The 21,106-nt window shown below is 50.0% G+C and carries 20 protein-coding genes and 1 riboswitch; of the genes, 12 read left to right on the forward strand and 8 right to left on the reverse strand.

From position 1 onward, the window contains the following. Positions 1-11: 11 nt before the first annotated feature. Together ACFQ45_RS17060 and ACFQ45_RS17065 are read right to left on the reverse strand one after the other, a co-directional pair. The gene (locus ACFQ45_RS17060) at positions 12-1,304 is read right to left on the reverse strand and encodes an ABC transporter substrate-binding protein (protein ID WP_377369872.1); all 1,293 of its coding nucleotides are present in this window, start codon (positions 1,302-1,304) and stop codon (positions 12-14) included. Between the two features lie 51 nt (positions 1,305-1,355). Further along, positions 1,356-2,816 carry an aldehyde dehydrogenase gene (locus ACFQ45_RS17065; protein WP_377369873.1) on the reverse strand — a complete coding sequence of 487 codons (1,461 nt, stop codon included), beginning with the start codon at positions 2,814-2,816 and terminating at the stop codon, positions 1,356-1,358. A gap of 157 nt (positions 2,817-2,973) precedes the next feature. On the opposite strand from ACFQ45_RS17065, the gene ACFQ45_RS17070 reads away from it, so the two are divergent. After that, positions 2,974-3,861 (forward strand): helix-turn-helix domain-containing protein, encoded by an 888-nt coding sequence (locus ACFQ45_RS17070; RefSeq protein WP_377369875.1) that lies wholly within the window; start codon positions 2,974-2,976, stop codon positions 3,859-3,861. A 105-nt stretch (positions 3,862-3,966) separates the two neighbouring features. Here ACFQ45_RS17070 and ACFQ45_RS17075 read toward each other — a convergent pair whose 3' ends face one another. The 5 genes from ACFQ45_RS17075 to ACFQ45_RS17095 all read right to left on the reverse strand — a co-directional run bounded on the left by ACFQ45_RS17075 (position 3,967) and on the right by ACFQ45_RS17095 (position 9,939). Then, positions 3,967-4,908, reverse strand: a complete 942-nt coding sequence (locus ACFQ45_RS17075; RefSeq protein ID WP_377369877.1) for a 2-hydroxyacid dehydrogenase — start codon at positions 4,906-4,908, stop codon at positions 3,967-3,969. Next, positions 4,908-6,527 (reverse strand): ABC transporter ATP-binding protein, encoded by a 1,620-nt coding sequence (locus ACFQ45_RS17080; protein ID WP_377369879.1) that lies wholly within the window; start codon positions 6,525-6,527, stop codon positions 4,908-4,910. Before ACFQ45_RS17080 ends, ACFQ45_RS17075 begins: the two co-directional genes overlap by 1 nt. A 2-nt stretch (positions 6,528-6,529) precedes the next feature. Continuing rightward, positions 6,530-7,441, reverse strand: a complete 912-nt coding sequence (locus ACFQ45_RS17085; protein ID WP_377369881.1) for an ABC transporter permease — start codon at positions 7,439-7,441, stop codon at positions 6,530-6,532. 3 nt (positions 7,442-7,444) lie between these two features. After that, on the reverse strand, positions 7,445-8,359 hold the full coding sequence (locus tag ACFQ45_RS17090) for an ABC transporter permease (RefSeq protein ID WP_377369883.1): 915 nt from the start codon (positions 8,357-8,359) through the stop codon (positions 7,445-7,447). A 74-nt stretch (positions 8,360-8,433) separates the two neighbouring features. Next, positions 8,434-9,939, reverse strand: coding sequence for an ABC transporter substrate-binding protein (locus ACFQ45_RS17095; protein ID WP_377369886.1), 1,506 nt, complete (start codon positions 9,937-9,939; stop codon positions 8,434-8,436). Between the two features lie 201 nt (positions 9,940-10,140). Between ACFQ45_RS17095 and ACFQ45_RS17100 the strand changes: the two genes are divergently transcribed. The 8 genes from ACFQ45_RS17100 to ACFQ45_RS17135 all read left to right on the forward strand — a co-directional run bounded on the left by ACFQ45_RS17100 (position 10,141) and on the right by ACFQ45_RS17135 (position 17,398). Then, the gene (locus ACFQ45_RS17100) at positions 10,141-11,076 is read left to right on the forward strand and encodes a LysR family transcriptional regulator (protein WP_377369888.1); all 936 of its coding nucleotides are present in this window, start codon (positions 10,141-10,143) and stop codon (positions 11,074-11,076) included. Between the two features lie 86 nt (positions 11,077-11,162). After that, positions 11,163-11,379, forward strand: a riboswitch (cobalamin riboswitch). Positions 11,380-11,472: 93 nt separating this feature from the next. Next, positions 11,473-12,273, forward strand: a complete 801-nt coding sequence (locus ACFQ45_RS17105; RefSeq protein WP_377369890.1) for a DUF4198 domain-containing protein — start codon at positions 11,473-11,475, stop codon at positions 12,271-12,273. A 15-nt stretch (positions 12,274-12,288) separates the two neighbouring features. Next, positions 12,289-12,909: a cobalt transporter CbiM gene (gene cbiM / locus ACFQ45_RS17110; protein ID WP_377369892.1), complete on the forward strand. Its 621-nt coding sequence runs from the start codon at positions 12,289-12,291 to the stop codon at positions 12,907-12,909. Beyond that, the gene (locus ACFQ45_RS17115; RefSeq protein ID WP_377369894.1) at positions 12,902-13,552 is read left to right on the forward strand and encodes a hypothetical protein; all 651 of its coding nucleotides are present in this window, start codon (positions 12,902-12,904) and stop codon (positions 13,550-13,552) included. The genes cbiM and ACFQ45_RS17115 overlap by 8 nt, the downstream gene beginning before the upstream one ends. Then, the gene (gene cbiQ / locus ACFQ45_RS17120; protein WP_377369896.1) at positions 13,536-14,321 is read left to right on the forward strand and encodes a cobalt ECF transporter T component CbiQ; all 786 of its coding nucleotides are present in this window, start codon (positions 13,536-13,538) and stop codon (positions 14,319-14,321) included. The genes ACFQ45_RS17115 and cbiQ overlap by 17 nt, the downstream gene beginning before the upstream one ends. Next, entirely contained in the window at positions 14,314-14,982 is a 669-nt protein-coding gene (locus tag ACFQ45_RS17125; RefSeq protein WP_377369898.1) for an energy-coupling factor ABC transporter ATP-binding protein, read from the forward strand. Before cbiQ ends, ACFQ45_RS17125 begins: the two co-directional genes overlap by 8 nt. Positions 14,983-15,012: 30 nt before the next feature. Continuing rightward, positions 15,013-16,392: an MFS transporter gene (locus tag ACFQ45_RS17130; RefSeq protein WP_377369900.1), complete on the forward strand. Its 1,380-nt coding sequence runs from the start codon at positions 15,013-15,015 to the stop codon at positions 16,390-16,392. 94 nt (positions 16,393-16,486) lie between these two features. Further along, a complete protein-coding gene (locus ACFQ45_RS17135; protein ID WP_377369902.1) occupies positions 16,487-17,398 on the forward strand; it encodes a DMT family transporter in 912 nt (303 codons plus the stop codon). 47 nt (positions 17,399-17,445) lie between these two features. Here ACFQ45_RS17135 and ACFQ45_RS17140 read toward each other — a convergent pair whose 3' ends face one another. Further along, positions 17,446-18,339 (reverse strand): LysR family transcriptional regulator, encoded by an 894-nt coding sequence (locus ACFQ45_RS17140; RefSeq protein ID WP_377369904.1) that lies wholly within the window; start codon positions 18,337-18,339, stop codon positions 17,446-17,448. Positions 18,340-18,458: 119 nt separating this feature from the next. Here ACFQ45_RS17140 and ACFQ45_RS17145 point away from each other — a divergent pair, with 119 nt between their 5' ends. Genes ACFQ45_RS17145 through ACFQ45_RS17155 form a run of 3 tightly spaced genes read left to right on the forward strand, consistent with a single transcriptional unit; the run spans position 18,459 to position 21,076 of the window. Next, positions 18,459-19,157, forward strand: a complete 699-nt coding sequence (locus ACFQ45_RS17145; RefSeq protein ID WP_377369906.1) for a CoA transferase subunit A — start codon at positions 18,459-18,461, stop codon at positions 19,155-19,157. Between the two features lie 35 nt (positions 19,158-19,192). Then, a complete protein-coding gene (locus tag ACFQ45_RS17150; RefSeq protein WP_377369908.1) occupies positions 19,193-19,852 on the forward strand; it encodes a CoA transferase subunit B in 660 nt (219 codons plus the stop codon). A gap of 42 nt (positions 19,853-19,894) precedes the next feature. Continuing rightward, positions 19,895-21,076 carry an acetyl-CoA C-acetyltransferase gene (locus ACFQ45_RS17155; protein WP_377369910.1) on the forward strand — a complete coding sequence of 394 codons (1,182 nt, stop codon included), beginning with the start codon at positions 19,895-19,897 and terminating at the stop codon, positions 21,074-21,076. Positions 21,077-21,106: the final 30 nt, after the last annotated feature.

The raw sequence follows: 21,106 nt of genomic DNA on the forward strand, positions 1-21,106 counted from the left end.
ATAGGGTCCTGTTAGCGGTTATAAGGTTGCAGGGTGTGAGACACTTCGACATTCGGATCGGTGACGTTTTCTGTTACCACATAGTCCAGCTTGTGTTTGCCGGTTCCCTTGATCCATTGGGTGCCGATAATAGGGCCAGAGGCAACGTTTGGAACGGGGCCTGAGGTGAAGTCCACTTTGCCGGCAATGGTGGTGACATTGAGACTTGCGATGGCATCACGAATGGCATCATGGGATTTGGGGTTGTTTGAGTGCTTAAGTGCTTCCGTCCCCGCATCCAAAAGGGATAGGGTGGCTCCCAACTGTTGCGTCCACTGTTCACCGGTTTCCGCTTCCCACATGTCCGTTAGCTGCTCACCGTTCAAGCCCGTAAGTGGCGAGGTGTAAGGGAAGGTTTTATGCCAATAGGCGGCAGATGCGATCTTAGGTCCAAGGGAACCCAGTACCTCGATGTCCGATGGGAATAATCCGGTCTTCGCGATTTGAATGATTTTGATTTGACGATGTAGTCCTTGTTGCGCTGCTTGACGCCAAAATGCTGCGAAATCTGGCGGAATAGGGAAGGAGTTAATGATATCGACCCCTTCGGCTTTAAACAGAGCGATTTGACTAGAGAAGTCAGATGTACCTGTTTCATAAGCGCCGGGATCAATGACTGTGTAACCCGCTTCGGCTATGCGTGGCGCTAATACGGCGCGGATCGCATTTCCGTCAGCATCATTGGGGTACATGACCCCCACTTTTTTATTGGTATCAAGCAAGGACCATTGGGACAAATAGGTCTGATAGAACTCGTTTGTGCCGAACCCAAAATGGTAGGTCCAGTTAAAGGGGCTAGGTTCTCCAGGCTTGGCGCCTCGGCCGTAGTACCAAGCTTCCCAAGGCATCACCGTGGATAGACAAGGAATCCCTGCTGCTTCGCTGGCATCAGCCACTGGGTTGATCACCTCAGGTGTCGAAATAGCAAGCATCAAATCTATGTCTTGGTTAATCAGCTCTTTGGCCAGTTGTGCAGCCCGAGCGGGATCAGATTGCGTATCCCGGTCTAGAATTTCCACCTGATAGTGCTTGCCATCGATTGTCAGACCCTTTGCGAGAGACTTGCGCGCTTGTTCCAAGACAAAACCATCTGTTTTACCGAAACTCGCGAGTGGGCCTGTTCTGGGGCTGATAAAGCCAATTCGAATGGTGTCCTCATCTGCGGCGACAATATTGGCTGACCACAACATGCCGGTTGCAGTTGCCGCGCAGAGCAAGGTTTTTCCCAAATTTTGGGCGAACGGGGCTATTAGACGTGCTTTCATAAGAACCTCTTGGCGTTATTTTTGTTTTAGAAATGTCTTAAACGGAGAGCTTTACGAGGGTGGAGCGCAAGTAATCCAACGAATTTCGGTGAATTCGTCGACACATGCATCGCTACCGAAACGGCCATAGCCGCTCGATTTGAGCCCGCCAAATGGCATGGCAGGATTATCTTTGACAGTGGTTGAGTTGATGTGACAAATGCCCGACTCAATCTGGTTGGCCAGTTGTCTAGCTAGGGTCAGGTCGCGGGTAAAAATCGCAGCGGCTAAGCCATATTCGCAATTGTTCGCAACCGTAATGGCTTCTTCTGGTGAATCTACTCGATAGATTCCGGCGATGGGGCCAAAGCATTCCTCTGAGTAGATACGCATCATGGGGGTCACGTGATCCAATAAAGTGGCATCGATGAATTGTCCTCGACGGGGCGTGCCAGAGACTAGGGTTGCTCCTTTATCCAGTGCATCTTCGATCAGAGCGGACAGTCTTGAAGCAATGGAGGGGCTTGCGACAGGTCCTAATTTTACCCCTTCGTGTCGTGGGTCACCGGCGATCAATGTTTCTGCCAAGTGTTTTAAAATACCAATAAATTCATCGGCTACTGCTTGCTCAACAATGATCCGATCCGTTGCCATACAAATTTGACCTTGATTTAAAAAGGCTCCATAGATGGCTTCTTTTGCCGCCAGTTGAAGGTCCGCATCCTTGAGTACGATGAGTGGTGACTTCCCCCCAAGCTCAAGCAAGCACCGCTTGAGGTGCTGTGCGCCCAACCCCGCAATCACGCGGCCAATTCGTGTGGAGCCAGTAAAGTTGATACGACGTATGGAAGGGTGCGCAATCAGGGTCGCAACCACTTCTTCGGAATGCTCTGGCGCATTGGTCATGATGGACAGAACACCATTCGGTAACTCCGCTTCTTGCATGACTTCGGCGATCAATGAATGGGTGGCAGGCGACAGTTCGGATGCTTTTAAAATGACGCTGTTACCAAACGCCAGCGGAAAGGCAATGGCTCTTACCGCTAATACAATAGGGGCGTTCCAAGGGGCAATAGCCAAGCAAACTCCCGCTGGGTGACGGGTGATAAAAGAGTGTTCGTTCTCGTTGTCGTTGGGTGCGGTTGGGTATTTGAGGGCTAGATCCACAGCGGCTTCTAATGCTTCTGTGGCCACTCTGATGTTGAAGTCGACCCATTGTTCCACGGCGCCAATTTCTCGGAGCATGAGGGTGGCAAAGCGATCCCGGTAGCTTGGTATGAGGTCTTTCGCTCGGCGTAGAATTTTGGCTCGCTCTGTGACTGGCATAGCCGACCATTTTGGAAAGCTCGCAGAGGCGACGGCTGCCATGTGTTCGGCATCGTCTCGGCGTCCGCAGGCAGCCCTTGAAGCCACTAAATCCGTGCTTGGATCAAGTCGTTCAAAGTAGCCTCCTGCACTGGCAGGAGTGAACTGTCCATTGATAAACAGATCCACTTTAGGCGCGTCATTTAGGTCGATATTGGTGTATGCCATGTTCAAGTTTTCACCCTGATTATTATTAAATTTATTGTCAACGAGCTGAGTGATTTCTTACAGGTTAACAGCAATTATTGTTCTCGATATGTCAAAAAATGGTTTAATGTTGTTGATTTCTGGTTTTTGAGTCGAAAATAACCCAAAAGGTATCCGAATGCTGGCAAATATCATTGGTTCGATGGTGCGTTTTGAGTCCATTAAGTCGAGTCTACAAACTCGTACCTTTAGTACTGGGCAAGACAGTTTTAGGGATTTTAACCTTATGGGCTGGGTGCAATGGGGGGAGGTGTCTGTCGTCATGGATGAGACCCATCAGGTAACTGAATCCTCCATTTTCTGTATTCCCCATAAAAAATCCGCCAAGGTCGTTGTGCCGCCGGGCAGTCAAATTTGGATACTGGGATACAGTGATGATCTGACCGCATTGGTGACAGGAGCAGATCATGACAGCGTAAAGTTGGATGTGCTCATGCGCCAGTTTTCTATCACTCAATGCAACAAGCAGAGTATTACAGAGGAGTTTTTGCCTCTGTTGCGTTTGATTGAAGTGGAAATTGCCACGGCGAATAAGCGCTCTCGAAATGTGATCTGTTCATTAATACGGGTGTTGCTGATTTGCATTTATCGTTTGAGTAATATGGATACAAAACCCATTGTGCGTTCTCCTGATGAGCTGGTATTGCAGCAGTTTCGCCAGTTAGTGGAAGTGGAGTACCGCAATCGTCGGACGGTCTCATTCTATTGTGAAGCTATGGCGATGACCTATGATCGCCTCCATGCTATTTGCCAACGAAACCTACAAAAATCGCCTTTGCAGCTCATCAATCATCGCATCTTGATGGAAGCCACTCTTCGATTAAAAAAGTCTTCTGACTCGATTCAAGTGATTGCTAATCGACTGGGTTTTTCCAACGCGAGTCAATTCAGTCATTTTTTTAAAAAAGAGATGGGACATTCTCCCAGTCATTTTAAGCGTCACTATGCGGTCAAAACCACTGAACAAAATGAGCTGTCAGAAGCAGGATTTTCTGATTGGCCATAATCCAATAGGAGACTGGTAACTAAAAAAACGCCCGAATGAATGACTCATTCGGGCGAAGCGAGAACGAATCAGTCATTCGCTCTACAGGACACCTTGAATGGGGTGTTATGACACTTGGTTGAGCAGTGGGCTCCCCGCGAAGTGGGCGGCCAAGTTGTCGACAACGGTTTGAGCCATGGCATCTCGGGTTTCGGTGGTGCCACTCGCATGGTGGGGGAACAAGGTCACGTTAGGGAGCTGGGTTAAGGCCGGATCAGGGTTGGGTTCGTTTTGGTAAACGTCTAACCCCGCTGCCCCAAGCGTACCGTTCGATAGGGCATCGATCAGTGCCGCCTCATCCACGACAGATCCCCGAGCCACGTTGATCAAAGTACCCTTTGGTCCTAGAGCCTGTAATACTTGTTGGTTAATCATGCGATCTGTGGCAGCGCCACCGGGGACGATCACGATCAAGACATCACTCCAATCGGCAAGGGCTGTGACGTCCGAGAAGTAGTGATAATCCAATGGCTTTTCGGAACGGGCGGTGTAGCCGATATGGGCATTTAGACAAGAGAATCGGGTTGCAATGGCTTTGCCGATTTGCCCCATTCCAACGATGCCGACCTTTTTGCCACCCATGGAACTTAATAGGGGGTACATGCCCTGTTTGCCCCATTCACCCGACGTGACATACTGGTGTGCTTTGACTAATTGACGTCGACAAGCCAAAGCCAGCAGCAAGGCCAAATCCGCCACATCGTCTGATAACGCCGCAGAAGAATTGGTAAAAGGAATGCTGCGCTCGGTGAGGGCGGCCACATCAATGTATTCAAAGCCAGCCGAAGAGCAGCAGACGATTTCTAGCTTAGGCAAGTATTCCAGCTGGTCACGGGTCAATTCCGTATGACCGTTGGTTACGATGGCGACACAATCTGGTCCATGGGCTTGCAGGAAGGCGTCTTTATCTTCTGCTAGATCGTAGCGATGAAGCTGATAAGTCTGAGCCAATTGCGCCATAGCGTTTGGACGAGTGGGGTACATGACCAGTACATTGGGTTTTAACATTAGGCGGTCTCCAATAGACGTTCTTGGCGGCGTTGTTGTTGGACTTCTGGATCTGGATGAAGGGAAGCCGCCAATAGATTGCGGGTGTAGCTTTCTTGTGGGTGTTCGAAAATTTGCTCGACTGTGCCTTGTTCCACGATTCGTCCACCGCGCATAACGATCACGCGATGGGCAAAATCTCGAACCAATGGCAGATCATGGGCAATAAACAGATAACTGATGCCAAGCTTTTGTTGTAAGTCCGTGAGCAAGTTGATTACTTGGGCTTGAATCGACACATCCAATGCCGAAACGGCCTCATCACAGACAATTAACTTAGGTTCTAGGGCGAGGGCTCGAGCGATGGCAATTCGCTGTCGTTGACCACCGGAAAACTGATGGGGATAGCGGCTCATATGCTGAGCAGATAAGCCTACTTGTTCTAAGAGTTCCGCCACACGGGATTTCCACTGACTTTTAGGCAAGATGTCTGGGTGAATCACAAAGGCTTCTGAGATTAAGTCAAAGATGCTCATACGTGGGTTAAGGGACTGGGTAGGGTCCTGAAACACCATTTGGATATCACGACGTATCTTCAGTAATTCTTTATCTTTGAGGGAAAGTAGGTCTTTGCCACGGTACAGAGCTGTGCCTTCACTGGTGTCTTCTAAGCGTAATAAACACTTAGCTAGGGTGGATTTTCCTGAACCAGACTCTCCTACGATGGCCACGCTTTCCCCTTCACCTATGGTAAAGGACGCGTTTTGCAGGGCATGAAAGTTGCCATAGCTTTTGCAGAGCTGGTTCACTTCCAAAATATTGGGTGTGGAATCGGGCAGGGGCTGAGCCAACTCGCCACTGCCAGGAATGGCACTGATCAGTTTTTGTGTATAAGGATGAGAAGGGCGACGATACACATCATTGGCTAAGCCTGTCTCGACCACTTCGCCACTGTTCATCACCACCACACGATCCGCCACTTCGGCAACCACCCCCAGATCGTGGGTAATCAGCAAGATGCCCATGCCTGTTTCTTGTTGCAGGTCTTTGAGCAGTTTCAAAATTTGCTCTTGTACGGTCACATCCAATGCCGTGGTGGGTTCATCTGCGATTAAGACATCGGGCTCAAAGGCCAATGCCATGGCGATCATGAGGCGCTGACGTTGCCCCCCAGAAAACTGGTGGGGGTAAGCATCAATCTTAATATGGGGCTCAATGATGCCGACTCGCTCCATGAGCTGTAGGGTACGTTCCTGGGCCTCGGCCCTGGAAACCCCACGAGCCATCATGGTTTCACTGATTTGAAATCCCACTGTATAGACAGGGTTCAAATGGCTGAGGGGATCTTGGAAGATCATGGCGATTTTATGTCCATTCAGCTGGCGTCTTTGTTCTGTGGACATTTTCAGCACATCTTTACCTTGGTAAAGAATCTCCCCTGAGACGATCTCCCCAGGAGGCGTGTCGATAAGGTTCATGATGGCGGACGCAGAAACAGATTTACCCGAACCGGATTCCCCAAGAATGGCGAGGGTTTCACCAGCGTCCAAGTGCCAATTAACATTACGTACTGCGTGCACAGTGCCACCAGCGGTATGAAAGTCCACTGACAGATTTTTGGTTTCTAAAAGATGATTCATGGTTACTTCCTCTCGATCTCAAGACGCCAGCGTTGTACTGGATCAAAGGCAATGCGCATCCAGTTGGACAGTAGGTTGAGTGATAGAGTGGTTAAAATGATTGCAAGCCCTGGCCAAAACGACAGCCACCATGCGGTCGTTAGATAAGAGCGACCTTGTGCCACCATCAATCCCCAAGTGATTTCAGGGGGCTGAATGCCGATACCTAAAAAGCTCAAAGAAGATTCCGCCAACATCACAAAGGCAAAATCGAGGGTTGCGATGGTGACAATGGTTGGAAACACCACTGGCAAAATGTGTCGGAATACGATGCGTAGGGTTGAGGCCCCCATCACTTGTGCCGCTTGCACAAACATCCGTTTACGAATTTCCAGTACTTCCGCGCGGGTGGTTCGCAGGTAAATCGGAATGCGCGTGATTGCCAACACTATGATCAAGTTGGTAACCGATGGCTCCAGCATGTACAGCACGATCACTGCCAACAGCAATGAAGGGAAGGACATGATCACGTCAGCCAGACGCATGATGGCTTGGCTTAAGTTCTTCGAGGTATAGCCAGCGATTAATCCCAACAGGGTACCAATGGTCAATGAGAAAAATACCGCGCCACTGGCCACTAGGATGGTATTGCCTGATGCGACTATGATGCGTGCGAGCAACGGACGCCCCAGAGCATCCCCGCCCAGCCAGTACAACCAATCCTTAGAAAAGTCGAATGGTGGTAAGTTACGGCCACGCAGATTCTGCTTGGTGGCGATATCCTCCAGCATGCTGGAGCCAAATATTGCAGTGATCACCACCAGCACAACAAAGATGGCGGCAGCGGTGGCTACTTTATTGCGCCACAACATGCGTAATGTGGTCAGCGCAGGATGAGTCGGAGTCGCCTGTGCAGGCGTTACTAAAGTCGTCATAAATCAGTACCTAATCCGTGGGTCCAAGATGGCGTAAACGATGTCGATCAAGAGGTTCATGATGAAAATCGCTAACGCCGTGACCATGATGGCGGCAAGCACCACGGTGAAATCTCGCTGCATGATGGAATCGATCATCAGCTTGCCAACCCCAGGGAAGCCAAAGATGGTTTCGATGACCACGGCACCGTTTAGTAATGCGGCGGCCTGATCACCTGCTACCGTGATGACGGGCAACATGGCATTGCGCAAGGCATGAACGAAAATAATAGAGCGATTTTTAATGCCTTTGGCTTTGGCAGTTTTAACGTAAGCAGACCCAAGGGCGCTGATCATAGAGCCGCGTACCACCTGCACAATCAAACCAAAGGGGCGGATGAAGAGCACCGCAATCGGTAAGATCCAGTGAAGGATGGACCCTGTGCCGGAGGTAGGCACCCAGCCAAGCCCTACGGAGAAGACCACAATTGCAACAATGGCGATCCAAAAATCAGGGGCACTAGCACCGACTAGAGAGAAGAAGGTAGCAATACGATCAAACAATCCACCTACGTGAAACGCTGCAAGGGAGCCCACGATGATGGCTGCTGAGATCACCAGCACCATGGTGATAGCGGCCAGTTGAAGGGTCCAACTGAAGGCTTCAAGCACCACATCTAATGCGGGCGCTGAGCGGCGAATAGACTCCCCAAAATCCCCTTGCAATAAGTCGGTGGCGTAATGGCCAAACTGCATCAGAATCGGGTCGTTTAGGCCGTGTAACTCACGGAATTGCTCACGGCTTTCCATGGAAGCATCAATCGGTAAATACAGAGCAGTTGGGTCACCGGTCAGTCTGGATAAAAAGAACACCAGCACAACCAAGCCCAAAAGTGAGAGCGCACTGCCCAGGGCGCGTTTTAAAAAAACGTGTTTCATGAGAGTTTCCTAACCAAGTGGGTGAGGACAGAGCGCCATGGAGCCCATGGCGCTCTGCCTGCTAGACCACAAATTTATTTAAACGAAATTTGAGAGAGCTGAAGCTCGTTATTGGTCTTGATGGTCGGTACAAAGTCGAGGTTTTCGCCGACACGGGTGAAGCCCACCATGTGGAACAAGAGCACGTCTTTGGCATCCTCATAGATGTAGCGGAATGCCTCGCCCCACAGGGCTTCACGGGTCTCACCGGACTCGGCCGTTGCCTTGGCAATCATCTTGTCCAATTTGGCATCGGTTACACCGGACTGGAGGCCGTCACTGCCGTATTTGAAAAACATCGAGAACACTGGATCGCCGTTGGCATTATCATGCTGGGCTTGGACCATCATGGGGCCTTTGTCCGTAGGAAACGGCTTGGAGAAGAAGTTATTCCATTCGCCCACTTCGTACATTTGCAAGGTCACGTTGAAGCCCACTTCTTGGAACATAGACTGGAGTGCTTCTAAGGTTTCAAGCACGTTGCCAAAGTTACCTGTGCGGCCAATCATGGTGATTTCTGTATCCACTTTAACCCCATCCGCTTTGGCTTGCTTAAGCAGCGCCCGAGCTTTATCAGGATCGTAGGGATAAGGCTTCAAATCTTTGTCGTAACCGAGGGTTGAAGGAGGTGTGATGCCTGTCGCGATCAAGGTGCCATCCGCTAAGATGGTGCCAATGAAGGCCTCGCGGTCAATGGCATAGTTTAACGCTTGACGTACGCGAGTGTCGTTTAGCGGTGCCGTGCCATTATTGATGCGAAGGTAGACGGTCTCTGAATTAGGGTAAGAGAAGTCTGTTTTATCATTGGTGGCATCTTGAAGGGCGATGTTTGGCGCAATGTCTGCTTCACCCGTTTGCACCATAGCCGCACGCACGGCACTGTCTGAACGGAATACATAGGTCGCTTTCTTCACCGCAGGTTGCTCGCCCCAGTAGTTAGGGTTGGCAGAGAGCTTGATATGTTGACCACGAGCGTATTCGTCAAACACGTAAGGGCCTGTTCCCACTGGTTTGGTGATGAATTTATCCTCTGGTGCTTCGTTAGGCACCACGGCGACGGTTGACATCAGCAGCGGTAAAATTGGCTGGGCTGGAACGGTTTTAATATCAATGGTGTAGTCGTCAAGGATCTGAGTTGTTAGTTCAAATCCCCCAAAGTACTTGGCACCCGTTTCACATACGATTTTGCCAGAGGTGAGACGGGTCAAGGTGTGCGCTAGGTCTTTTGCATCAAAGCGGGTGCCATCGCTGAATGACACGTCGTTACGCAAGTGAAAGCGCCATGTGCCATTACCTTGATCTTCCCATTGAGTGGCCAAGCGAGGTTTTAGGCCTTCACCTGGTACCATTTCAGTCACGGTTTCAGAGATGTTCTGCAAGACAACACGACCAATGTTTGAGCGTGCGGCCATGCAAGGTTCTACCACATCCAGCTCCTCTGACAGCACAACCGTTAGATCAGATGGGTTGGCTGCGAGGGTGAAGCCCGAAGTCGTAGTGGCGATAATCGCCGTGGCTAGCATGATACGTTTCGAATTCATTTTTTTTATTCTCCTCGATTTTTCGTTTCAGGTTCCCTACACGTTGGGAGGTAGCCTTGTTGCCCCCAACGCCTGCATAAGGTGGTTGAGACAGCGATATTGAGGTTAGCAATTTCTGCCAAGGTGTATATTTCAAAGTTGGATTGATTTGATATAAGATTTGAATCAAGGCTTGGATAAAAACAAAAAAAGGATCACACCATGGCCAGTGGAAACATTGAATTACATCAATTGCGTTGCTTTGTTGCGGTGGCGAAAGAGCTGAATTTTCGCAAAGCGGCTGTTCGATTAAACATGACGCAACCTCCCTTATCACGGCAGGTTCAGCTGCTTGAGCACGCCGTTGGTTGTCGCTTATTTGAGCGAACCAACCGCAATGTCACACTCACCCCAGCAGGGGAAAGCCTGTACAAAAGTGCCACCGAAATTCTTCTCAGTACTGAGCATTCTGTGCTTAAAGCCCGACAGGCCGAGCGTGGCGAACTAGGAGAAGTTCATGTGGGGGCAGTGCCTTCTTCCGCCATCGACGTGATGCCCAAAGTGGTGTCTGAGCTGAATAAATCCTTGCCTACCATTTCCATTCGATCGGTGGAAATGATGAGTTATGAAATCATTGAAGGGCTGCGCCGTGGGGAAATTGACTTTGGTTTAACCCGCAGCCATGAATCAGGCAAGGATATTGAGTCCGTTAGAGTACTGACCGAAGACCTCATCTTGGTGGTGCATAAGGATCATCCTTTGGCGGTGCAGCCGAAAGTGACCATGCAGGATTTAGATGGACAACCCTTTGTGGGGTATTCATGGTATCGAGGCGGGGTGCTGCATAAGGTGCATCAAGCTCTGTTTGCTTTAACCCATTCCCAGCCTACCATTGTCCAAGAAGTCTCCCAGACCCAAACCATGCTGGCCATGGTAAATCAGGGACTTGGGTTGGCATTAGTGCCCATGTCAGCCTGTGCTCAACGAATGGAAAATCTGTGTTTCCGTGCCATTGATCTGCCTCCGGGTATTACCTCTGATTTATACCTTTGCCAAGCAATAGGGCGGGAATCCCCCTTGCTGAATAATGTTAAGGTGGAAATGAAAAGGGTGATTGGGGAGTTTCAGGAGTATTTAGGCAGTTTAGAGTTTCCTTAGGGGTTCGGGACATTGGGGCGGGTGTATGCATTCTACTCATCCCAATGACAAAACCGCGCAGTTGCAATTTGCTTGAGCCAAACGTACCTTATTAGGATTCGTTAGGTCGTACTTTGTACAAGTCTTTTAGACTCGGGAAGTTGGTGCGCTATTTAGTGGCTATCCCAACACTGCCCCCGCAACGGTAAATCGGTTATGCCCCCTTCAAAGACCACTGTGCTCGTCATGGGAAGGTGAGGGGACTGTGAGCATTTAAGTCTCATGCTGATGAGTCCGGATACCAGCCTGATGAGGATTTACCATGGTGTTGCGGAGGGCTTCACCGAGTAAGGATGCATCGCTGCTGAGAATACTTATCCTCCCAACTCCGACGTTTTATATTGTTGGAGAGTACTTTTGTTTAAACAATTTACCCTGTCTTTGATGGCCGGTGCGGGCGTGTACGCCAGTGCTGCGTCAGCGCATTTTCAAATGCTTTATACCCCGGAGCTACTGCGTGATAGCGGCGGTCAGATCACCTTAAAGTTGCCTTTTACCCATCCGTCCGAAAGCGGGCATGTGATGGCGGTGGATCCGCCGCAGGCCTTTTATATGGTTAAAAAAGGCAAGACCACGGATCTATTGAACTCGGTCAAGCCTGCCAAATGGACCAGTGCAAGCAATACAGGTGATGCCTATGAGGCAGATGTACGCTTGCGTGGCTTGGGGGATTACGTGTTCATCTATGAGATGGCGCCGTATTACGAAGCGTCGGAAGATATCTATATCCAGCAGATCACCAAATCCATCGTCAACGTGGGCAGTTTGCCAACAGACTGGAATCAAGATTTTGGCTTAAAGGCTGAAATCGTGCCTTTGACTAAGCCCTATGCCATTTACGAAGGAGGCACGTTTACCGGTGTCGTCAGAAGCGAAGGTGAACCTGTCCCTTTTGCAGAGATTGAAGTGGAATACGTGAACTACGAGCCTGATATGGCGACCAATGGCTTTGCTCAAGAGGCAAAAATTGAGCCTCCTGCGGATGCCTTTATCACTATGACTCTTTTTGCCGATGCCAATGGCACCTTTACCTTTGGCATTCCTAAGGCTGGGCAGTGGGGCTTTGCTGCCCTTGGGGTAGGCACTGATACCGAATACCAAGGAAAAGAGTTATCGCAAGATGCGGTCATCTGGGTGCAAGCCCATCCTGTTAATTAACCAGAGAAAGACATCATGCATATAGTTGATGGGGCTTTGTCTATCCCCGTGGTGGCGACAGGGGCCATACTGACCTTGGGTGGCGTCGCCTTGGGTCTGAAGAAGATGGACTATGACCATTTGCCGCAGGTTGGCGTGTTGTCCGCTGCCTTTTTTATCGCTTCTTACATTCATTTACCCATTGGTTTTTCCAGTGTGCATTTGATTTTAAATGGCTTGATTGGATTGGCTCTGGGATGGGCGGCGTTCCCTGCGTTATTAGTAGCTTTGTTTTTACAAGCCGTGTTTTTTGGCTTTGGCGGTTTTGTGGTGCTCGGTGTGAACACCCTTAATATCGCCTTGCCAGCGGTGTTGATGTATTACCTGTGTCGTCATGGGATCAGTGCGTCCTCTCCCAAAGTGGCTGCTGTGTGGGGAGCCATAGGCGGGGCGGGCGCCATCATTGTCACGACCCTAATGGTGGCCTTGTCATTGATGATGTCAGGGGAAGCCTTTGTGTTGGCGGCGAAAGCGACCTTTGTTGCTCATATTCCGGTGATGGTGGTGGAAGGTTTTGTGACCGCGGCGGCGGTGTTGCTGATTCGTAAGGTGAAGCCTGAATTCCTCGGTCTAGACGAGGAGCGTGTGTATGGCTAAGGGATTGATTGCAACGGGCCAAAGGCTGGCTTGTCTGATGCTCATATGCCTGTCTTACAATGCTCATGCCCATAACGTCATCAGTGGGGTGTATGCCATTGGCTCAACCATCGAAGGTGAGATTGGCTTTTCCAATGGAGATATGGCCCCTGAAGGCACCGAGGTGATTGTCTCGGATGCACAAGGAAATGAGCTAGATCGTGTTAAGACCGATGGAGAGGGGCTGTTTTCCTATCAAGCCTCTGAGCGTATGGATTATGCATTTTATGCAAATCTGAGTGCGGGGCATGTGGCAGAGATGCTGTTGCCTGCAGATCAGCTTCCGGCTTCTCTTGGGGGCGGGAGCGGGGCTAAAAGGCAATCTCAACCCGTCTCCAGCAGCCAAGGGGGAACGGTGAACTCTACTGATCACGCTCAATTATCAGAAATGATTGAAGCCGCTGTAGCCAAGCAGGTAAAACCTCTACGCCAAGAATTGGCCGCTTACCAAGCCAAAGCGGGTCTTCAGGATATCATTGGGGGAATCGGATACATTTTTGGGCTTTGTGGGTTAGGCATTTGGTGGCGACACCGTCAGCAACAATTAAACGCTAACAAGCCAAAAACCACTCAGCAGGATACGGATAATGCCTCAGTATCTTGAGCACAGTGGTACCTCATGGCAAGGGCAGACCGTTAAACATCGACCGTCTCCCATTGACCGTCTGGATCCCAGAGTGCGGGTGGTGTTGGTGTGTGCTTTTGCCCTTACCGTGGTCTTGTCCCATAGCTTTATAGCACTCACCGCAGGGGTGGGTGTGGCACTGATATTGGCCTTGATGGCTCGGTTAAATCTAAGGCGTACCTTGAGACGGGTCATCGCCATGGACATGTTTATGATCTTTTTGATCATTCTGTTGCCTTTTACGACTCCAGGAGAAACATGGTTTACCCTGCTTGGCTTGTCTGCCAGCAAAGCCGGTTTTTTGCATGCTTTGATGATTTTACTTAAGGCCCATGCGGTGGTGTTGGCATTATTAGCCTTGCTGGGAACCTTGAGTGCTAGTCATCTAGGTCATGCCTTGGCGCGGTTGCGAGTGCCAGATAAACTGGTGCATTTGATGCTTTTTACTGTGCGTTACTTGGATGTGATTGGGCAAGAATATAAGCGCATGCGCCGTGCCATGCAGGCAAGAGCCTTTGTCCTTTCGACCAATCGCCATACTTGGCGCTCCATCGGTTATTTAGTCGGCATGCTGTTGGTGCACTCCATTGAGCGCTCGGAACGTATCATGGACGCCATGAAGTGCCGAGGTTATCAAGGCAAGTTTTACCTCTATGATGACATGAGAGTCACACGGTCAGACGTTGTGTTTAGTGGCTTTTTTAGTGTGTTATTGACCCTTTTAATTGGACTGAATTTTTATGGTTGAGTCAGATGCTTTAATCAGTGTTATGGGTCTTAGTTATCGTTATCCACGACGTGGGGTGGTGTTAGATCAGGTGGATTTCACCTTAAAGAAAGGCGAGCGAGTCGCGTTGACTGGGCCAAATGGGGCAGGTAAAACCACCTTTTTGCATCTTCTGGTAGGGTTGAAAAAGCCGAAGGCGGGTCAGGTTTGGGCCTTTGGTGCAGAGCGCAATGTGGAAAAAGAGTTCGTTGAAGTGCGCGCTCGGGCCGGGTTTTTATTTCAGGATCCTGACGATCAGTTGTTTTGTCCCACGGTGTTGGAAGACGTGGCCTTTGGGCCATTGAATCTGGGTAAAACCCGTAATCAAGCGTTAGAGATTGCTAAGCAAACGTTGGCCTCTTTGGGGATGGCGGGGTTTGAGGAGCGTATTACTCATCAGCTTTCTGGGGGAGAAAAGCGCATGATCACCCTAGCGTCTGTGCTTGCCATGGAGCCTGATGTGTTACTGCTGGATGAGCCGAGCAATGCCTTGGATACCCAAGCACGACAGCGTTTAATTGATACCTTGCTATGCTTACCTCAAGCGATGGTGATTATTTCCCACGATGGAGATCTGGTGACTCAACTTGCCACTCGGGAAGTTACCTTGGTCGACGGAAAGCTGGTTGATCAAAGACGTTAATCGTTCATACTTTAGTTTTGGAGGCTTGAAATGGAGATGCTTCAGCCACTTAAAATCGCCACGTTTCGGTGGCTATTTTTAGGACAAGTGACGTCTTTATTAGGTACGGGTTTGACCACAGTTGCGCTGGCGCTCCTTGCCTTTAAGTTGGACCCCAGTCAGGCTGGTTGGGTATTGGGCATCGCTTTGTCCATCAAGATGGTGGCCTATTTACTGGTGGCGCCTGTGGTTGGGGGATACGCCAGCCAGTTGCCCCGCAAGGCTTGGCTTGCGGGTCTGAATGTGGGGCGTGCTTGTTTGGTGGCACTGCTGCCATTTTGCGATCAGGTCTGGCAATTTTTCTTAATAATGTTTCTCCTGAATAGTATGGCGGCGGGCTACACCCCGGTGTATCAAGCCCTGCTGCCAGATGTCTTACCCGATGACAAAGATTACACTCGTGCGTTGACCTTATCTCGCCTTGCCATGGAGATGGAGAGCTTGTTTAGCCCGGCATTGGCGGCCTTTTTATTATTGTTCACCAGCTATCAGTTGTTATTTGAATTAAATGCCATCGCCTTTGTGTTAGCGGCGTGTTGTTTGTTGTCAGCAGCATTGCCCAAAGGGGCCTTAAGTGATCGCAGTGGTGGGATCTGGCAACGGGTCACTTTTGGCGTAAAAAGTTACCTTAAGACGCCACGCTTACGGGGTGTGTTGCTACTTAACCTAGTGTTATCTGCAGCAGGTGCTATGGTGATCGTCAACAGTGTCGTGTATGTGCGAGTAAAGCTTGGCATGGGAGAGGAGTTTGTCCCTATGCTCATGCTGGCCGCGGGTGTGGGTTCTATGTTGGCGGCATTTATCTTGCCCAGTGTGCTAGATCATTGGTCTGATCGAAGGGTCATGCTTAGTGGCGCTGGATTATTGACAGTGGCCTTACTCGCTGGGCTAGGGGAGCCGAATTATTGGCAAATGATGCCCTTATGGGCGGTCATTGGTTTCGGCTCTAGCTTGATCTTGATTCCCACGGGGCGGGTGGTTCGACATTCCTGTAAAGAGAGTGATCGCAATGATTATTTCTCCGCAAATTTCGCTCTAACTCACGGCATGTGGTTGCTGGGCTATTTTCTAGCTGGCTGGTTTGGTAGTCGCTTTGGTATCAACGGAGCCTTCTTAGGTTTGGCTGTGTTAGCGGGTGCCGCGACCATTTTGGCATGGGTGGTTTGGCGTCATGATGATCAACAGACCCTATGGCATGAACATCCGGCCATGGAGCATTTACACCCCCACGTTCACGATGAACATCATCAGCATGAGCATCAAGGCTGGGAAGGCCCTGAGCCCCATATTCATCCCCATTATCACAGTAAGCAACGACACCGGCATAAGTTTGTCATTGACGAACACCATGTGCACTGGCCAAGACCCTAGCTGACCCCCTATAAAATTGGATTCAAAGGTGAGGGCGTAGCCTTTCAGGCCGCGCTCAGGCAGTATAGGAGCCTTTTCGGCAAGGTTGTTGGTTATGTCTTCTGTGTTGTCTCACCCTTTAATGGCTAGATTGCTGGGCCCAAAATTAGCCATGGTGCTAGTCACTATGGTGTGGGGTGGCACGTTTTACGTGATTAAAGTGGGTCTCACATTAAGTACGCCGATGTTTTTTGTGGGCAGTCGTTTTACCGCAGCCTCTCTTGCCATTGCGTTAATCTCTTATCATTCCTTGCGCCGCATCAGTCGTGCAGATGTGGTTGCAGCCATGGCCATTGGAGCGTCCATTACCCTGGGCTATGGCTCTCAAACCACGGGCTTGCAATACATTACCAGTAGTGAATCGGCGTTTATTACGGCGTTATATGTCCCCTTGGTGCCAATGATTGTCTTTATGGTGTTTAAAAAGGTGCCCCATTACATGACCTGTGTGGGAGCCTTGGTGGCATTTGTAGGTTTGATGCTGTTATCTGGGGTGGGTAGCAGTGCTCAGACTCTGAATTTTGGTCATGTGATCACAGCGTTTGGCACCATAGCGTTGGCGTTTGAAATCATCTTTATTAGCCACTTCGCGCCCCATGTGAATCTCAAAAATGTCACCATCCTGCAGCTTTTATTTGCAGGGATCTTTGCCTTTATTGCCATGCCGTTTGTGGGGGAAACCCAGTTGCCTGATTTTTCCTGGGAGTTGACGGGATTAATTGTGGGCTTAGGGCTTGCCAGTGCTTTGATCCAACTCACGATGAACTGGGCGCAACGCAGTGTGGAGTCTTCTACCGCCGCTATTATTTATGCGGGAGAGCCTGTTTGGGCGGGCATTGTGGGTCGTATTGCAGGGGAGCGTTTGCCTGCCATTGCCATGCTTGGGGGCGTGTTTGTGGTGGCGGGGTTATTGCTCAGTGAAGTGCGCCCCAAAAGCAAAAAAGCATCGATCAAGCAGGCGGATTGATGCTTTCTGCTATTTTCAGTTTTCCAGCCAGGATTTGCCATCTCAGCTTATTGTTGAGTATGAGCGTAGGCATCCACAAGCGTGTCGAGCATAGCGGCAGCAGCGATGGATAACATGGATCGAGGTTTACAGATGACCCCCACGGTTCGCTCAATCGTCGGATGGGTAATAGGGCGTTCCAGTACCCCCTGTTCCCTGATTTGCTGACGACAGGTTGCGGGGACAACCGCTACCCCCATTCCTTCACTGACCATTCTCACTACCGTCGTAAGTTGGTGAGCATCAAATGCCACGGCTAAATCAATCTGGGCGTCTTTCAGGCTTTTTTCAATCATGGTACGCACGCTCGATGGTCGCTGCAGAGTAATAAAATCGTATGCTAACAGCGCCTGCCAAGTGAGTTCCGTTTGCTCTGCTAACACATGTCCCTGAGGCAGAATGGCGATGAATTCATCTCGATAAAGGGGGTAAAACGTTAGACCTTCCGCTTGATTGGGTTCAAAGGTCACCCCCAATTCCACACTGTTGTTTGCCACTCGCTCCACCACCATGTCTGACAGGACATCGTCGATGGCGATTTGAATGTTTGGAAAGCGCTGATGATATTGCTGGATGGCTTTGGGAAGCAAAGAGCCTGCAAAGGAGGGCATGGCTGCAATGGATATTTTGCCTAGCTGCAAAGCGAAGCGTTGCTTCATTTCGTCTTCCGCATCCTGCCATTGTGCTAACAGCCGCCTTGCGATGGGGACTAGGGCATCCCCTTCTGGAGTCAGGGAAATAGTGCGTGTGGTGCGGGTCAGTAACTTGCCTCCCAAGGAGTCTTCCAAGCCTTTAACAGCAAGGCTTAGAGCAGGTTGAGAAAGGTGTAATTGATGGGCTGCTTGGGCAAAGCTAAGGGACTCAGCCACCGCCAAAAAGGCCTTGATTTGCTTGATATTCATTTGATTTATTTATCAATATATATGAAAAATAAAATTAATTAATCCGAACTGATAAGTCAAACTGTTTGCCATAGACATTCCAGACAGTATTCATCGCACAATAATAATTAGGAGTCGTGATGGCAGGTTTTGACAAAGTAGTTACATCTTACGAAGAGGCCATGGATGGCCTGGAAGATGGCATGACCATAATCGCCGGAGGCTTTGGCCTTTGCGGTATCCCAGAGAACTTAATCGCAGAGATTAAGCGTCGTCAAACTAAGCAATTGACCGTAGTGTCCAACAACTGTGGTTCCGACGGGTTCGGACTCGGTATCTTGCTTGAAGACAAACAAATCCAAAAAATGATCGCGTCCTATGTGGGTGAAAACAACCTGTTCGAGCAGCAACTGCTTAGCGGCGAGATCGACGTTGTGTTGACCCCTCAAGGCACATTGGCCGAAAAGATTCGCGCTGGCGGCGCAGGTATTCCTGCATTTTACACCGCAACAGGTGTGGGTACCCCAGTGGCGGAAGGCAAAGAAACCCGTGTAATTGATGGCAGAGAGTATCTGCTTGAGCCCGCCATTAAAGGTGATTTTGCCATTGTGAAAGGCTGGAAAGCCGACCGCTTTGGCAACGTGGTATATCGCCATACTGCACAGAACTTCAACCCTCTCGCGGCCACCGCAGGCAAGATTACCGTTGTAGAAGTGGAAGAGATCGTAGAAGTAGGGGAGCTAGAACCTACTCAAATTCATACGCCGGGTATCTACGTAAACCGTGTGATCAAAGGCACATTTGAAAAGCGCATTGAGAAAGTCGCAGTACGCTCATAACGATTTATCCATTTAAACAAAAACAAGAGGTGGCTATGGCTCTTTCAAGAGAACAAATGGCACAACGTGTGGCCCAAGAGTTACGTGATGGTTTTTACGTAAACCTAGGTATCGGCATCCCCACTTTGGTGGCCAACTATGTGCCTGAAGGCATGGAAGTTATGTTGCAATCAGAAAACGGTCTACTGGGTATGGGGGCGTTCCCAACCGAAGATCAACTGGATGCAGACATGATTAACGCGGGTAAGCAAACGGTTACGGCGATCAAGGGTGCATCGATTTTCTCCTCAGCAGAATCCTTTGCCATGATACGCGGTGGTCATGTGGACCTCACCGTATTAGGCGCATTTGAAGTGGATGTACACGGCAATATTGCGTCTTGGATGATTCCCAACAAGCTTGTGAAAGGCATGGGAGGCGCTATGGATTTGGTGGCTGGTGCGGACAACATCATTGTGACCATGACCCACGCATCAAAGACCGGTGAATCTAAGCTTTTGGCGGATTGTGCTTTACCTTTGACCGGCAAAGGCTGCATTAAAAAAGTGCTAACGGATCTAGCATGGATCGAAATCGAAGACGGGGCGTTCGTACTAAAAGAGCGAGCACCGGGCGTATCGGTTGAAGAGATCCAAGAAAAAACAGCGGGCAAGCTGGTGATCCCAGATCATGTCCCAGAAATGGCGGTTGCGTAAGCAGCGTCTTTTGACAAGACAACGAGACAAGGAGAATCGACCATGAAAGCAGTGATTGTTGCAGCAGGTCGTAGTGCTATTGGCGCATTTCAAGGGGCATTGTCACCTCTGTCTGCGGTTCAGATCGGCACACAAGTATTGCAAGGCTTACTGAAAAAGCATCCAGCCCTAGTGAAGCAGATTGACGAGGTGATCCTAGGTCAAGTGTTAGCCGCTGGCTGTGGCCAGAATCCAGCTCGACAAACCGCGTTAAATGCTGGCTTGCCTAATCATATCTCAGCCATGACGGTGAACATGGTCTGTGGCTCAGGGCTTAAAGCGGTTCAATTGGCGGCGCAAGCGGTGCTCAATGGGGACGCTAAAGTGGTGGTCGCGGGCGGACAAGAAAGCATGAGCCAAGCGCCTCATGTATTACCTAATAGCCGCGGTGGCAAAAAAATGGGCCACTGGAACATGATTGATACCATGATCAGTGATGGCCTTTGGGATGCCTTCCATGATTACCATATGGGTCAAACCGCCGAAAACATTGCCGATCAATGGCAGATCACTCGAGAGCAACAAGACGCCTTTGCGGCCATGTCTCAGCAAAGAGCTGCCAAGGCTCAAGCCTCAGGACGCTTTCAAGAAGAGATCTTGCCCATCGCTATCCCCCAACGAAAAGGGGATCCCATTGTAGTGAGCGAAGACGAACAAATTCGTCCCAATAGCAGTGCGGAGTCCTTGAGTGGTCTGCGTCCTGCGTTCACTAAAACTGGCTCGGTGACCGCAGGCAACGCTTCGACCCTGAACGACGGCGCAGCCATGGTCGTGGTCACTACGGATGAAGAAGCAAAACGTTTGGGCTTGCCAATCTTAGCCACCATCGAAGGCTCAGCCACGTCAGGGGTTGATCCACAAATCATGGGTACAGGCCCCATTACTGCGAGCCAAAAAGCGTTAAGCAAAGCCCAGTGGGAAGTAAAAGATCTGGATCTCATTGAGGCCAATGAAGCCTTTGCGGTACAGGCTCTATGTGTCAGCCAAGAGTTAGGACTGACCGCTGATCGCGTCAACGTCAATGGCGGTGCGATTGCCCTAGGACATCCCATCGGTGCCTCAGGTTGCCGCGTGTTGGTGTCACTGATTCATGAAATGCAAAAGCAAAAAGCAGAAAAAGGACTTGCGACCTTGTGTATTGGTGGTGGCATGGGTGTTGCCATGTTGATCAGCCAAGCACATTAAGCCAGTTCAGCGCTAAGCACTAAAAATGAA

This window comes from Rhodanobacter aciditrophus, assembly GCF_042679525.1.
Lineage (GTDB): Bacteria > Pseudomonadota > Gammaproteobacteria > Pseudomonadales > Marinomonadaceae > Marinomonas > Marinomonas aciditrophus.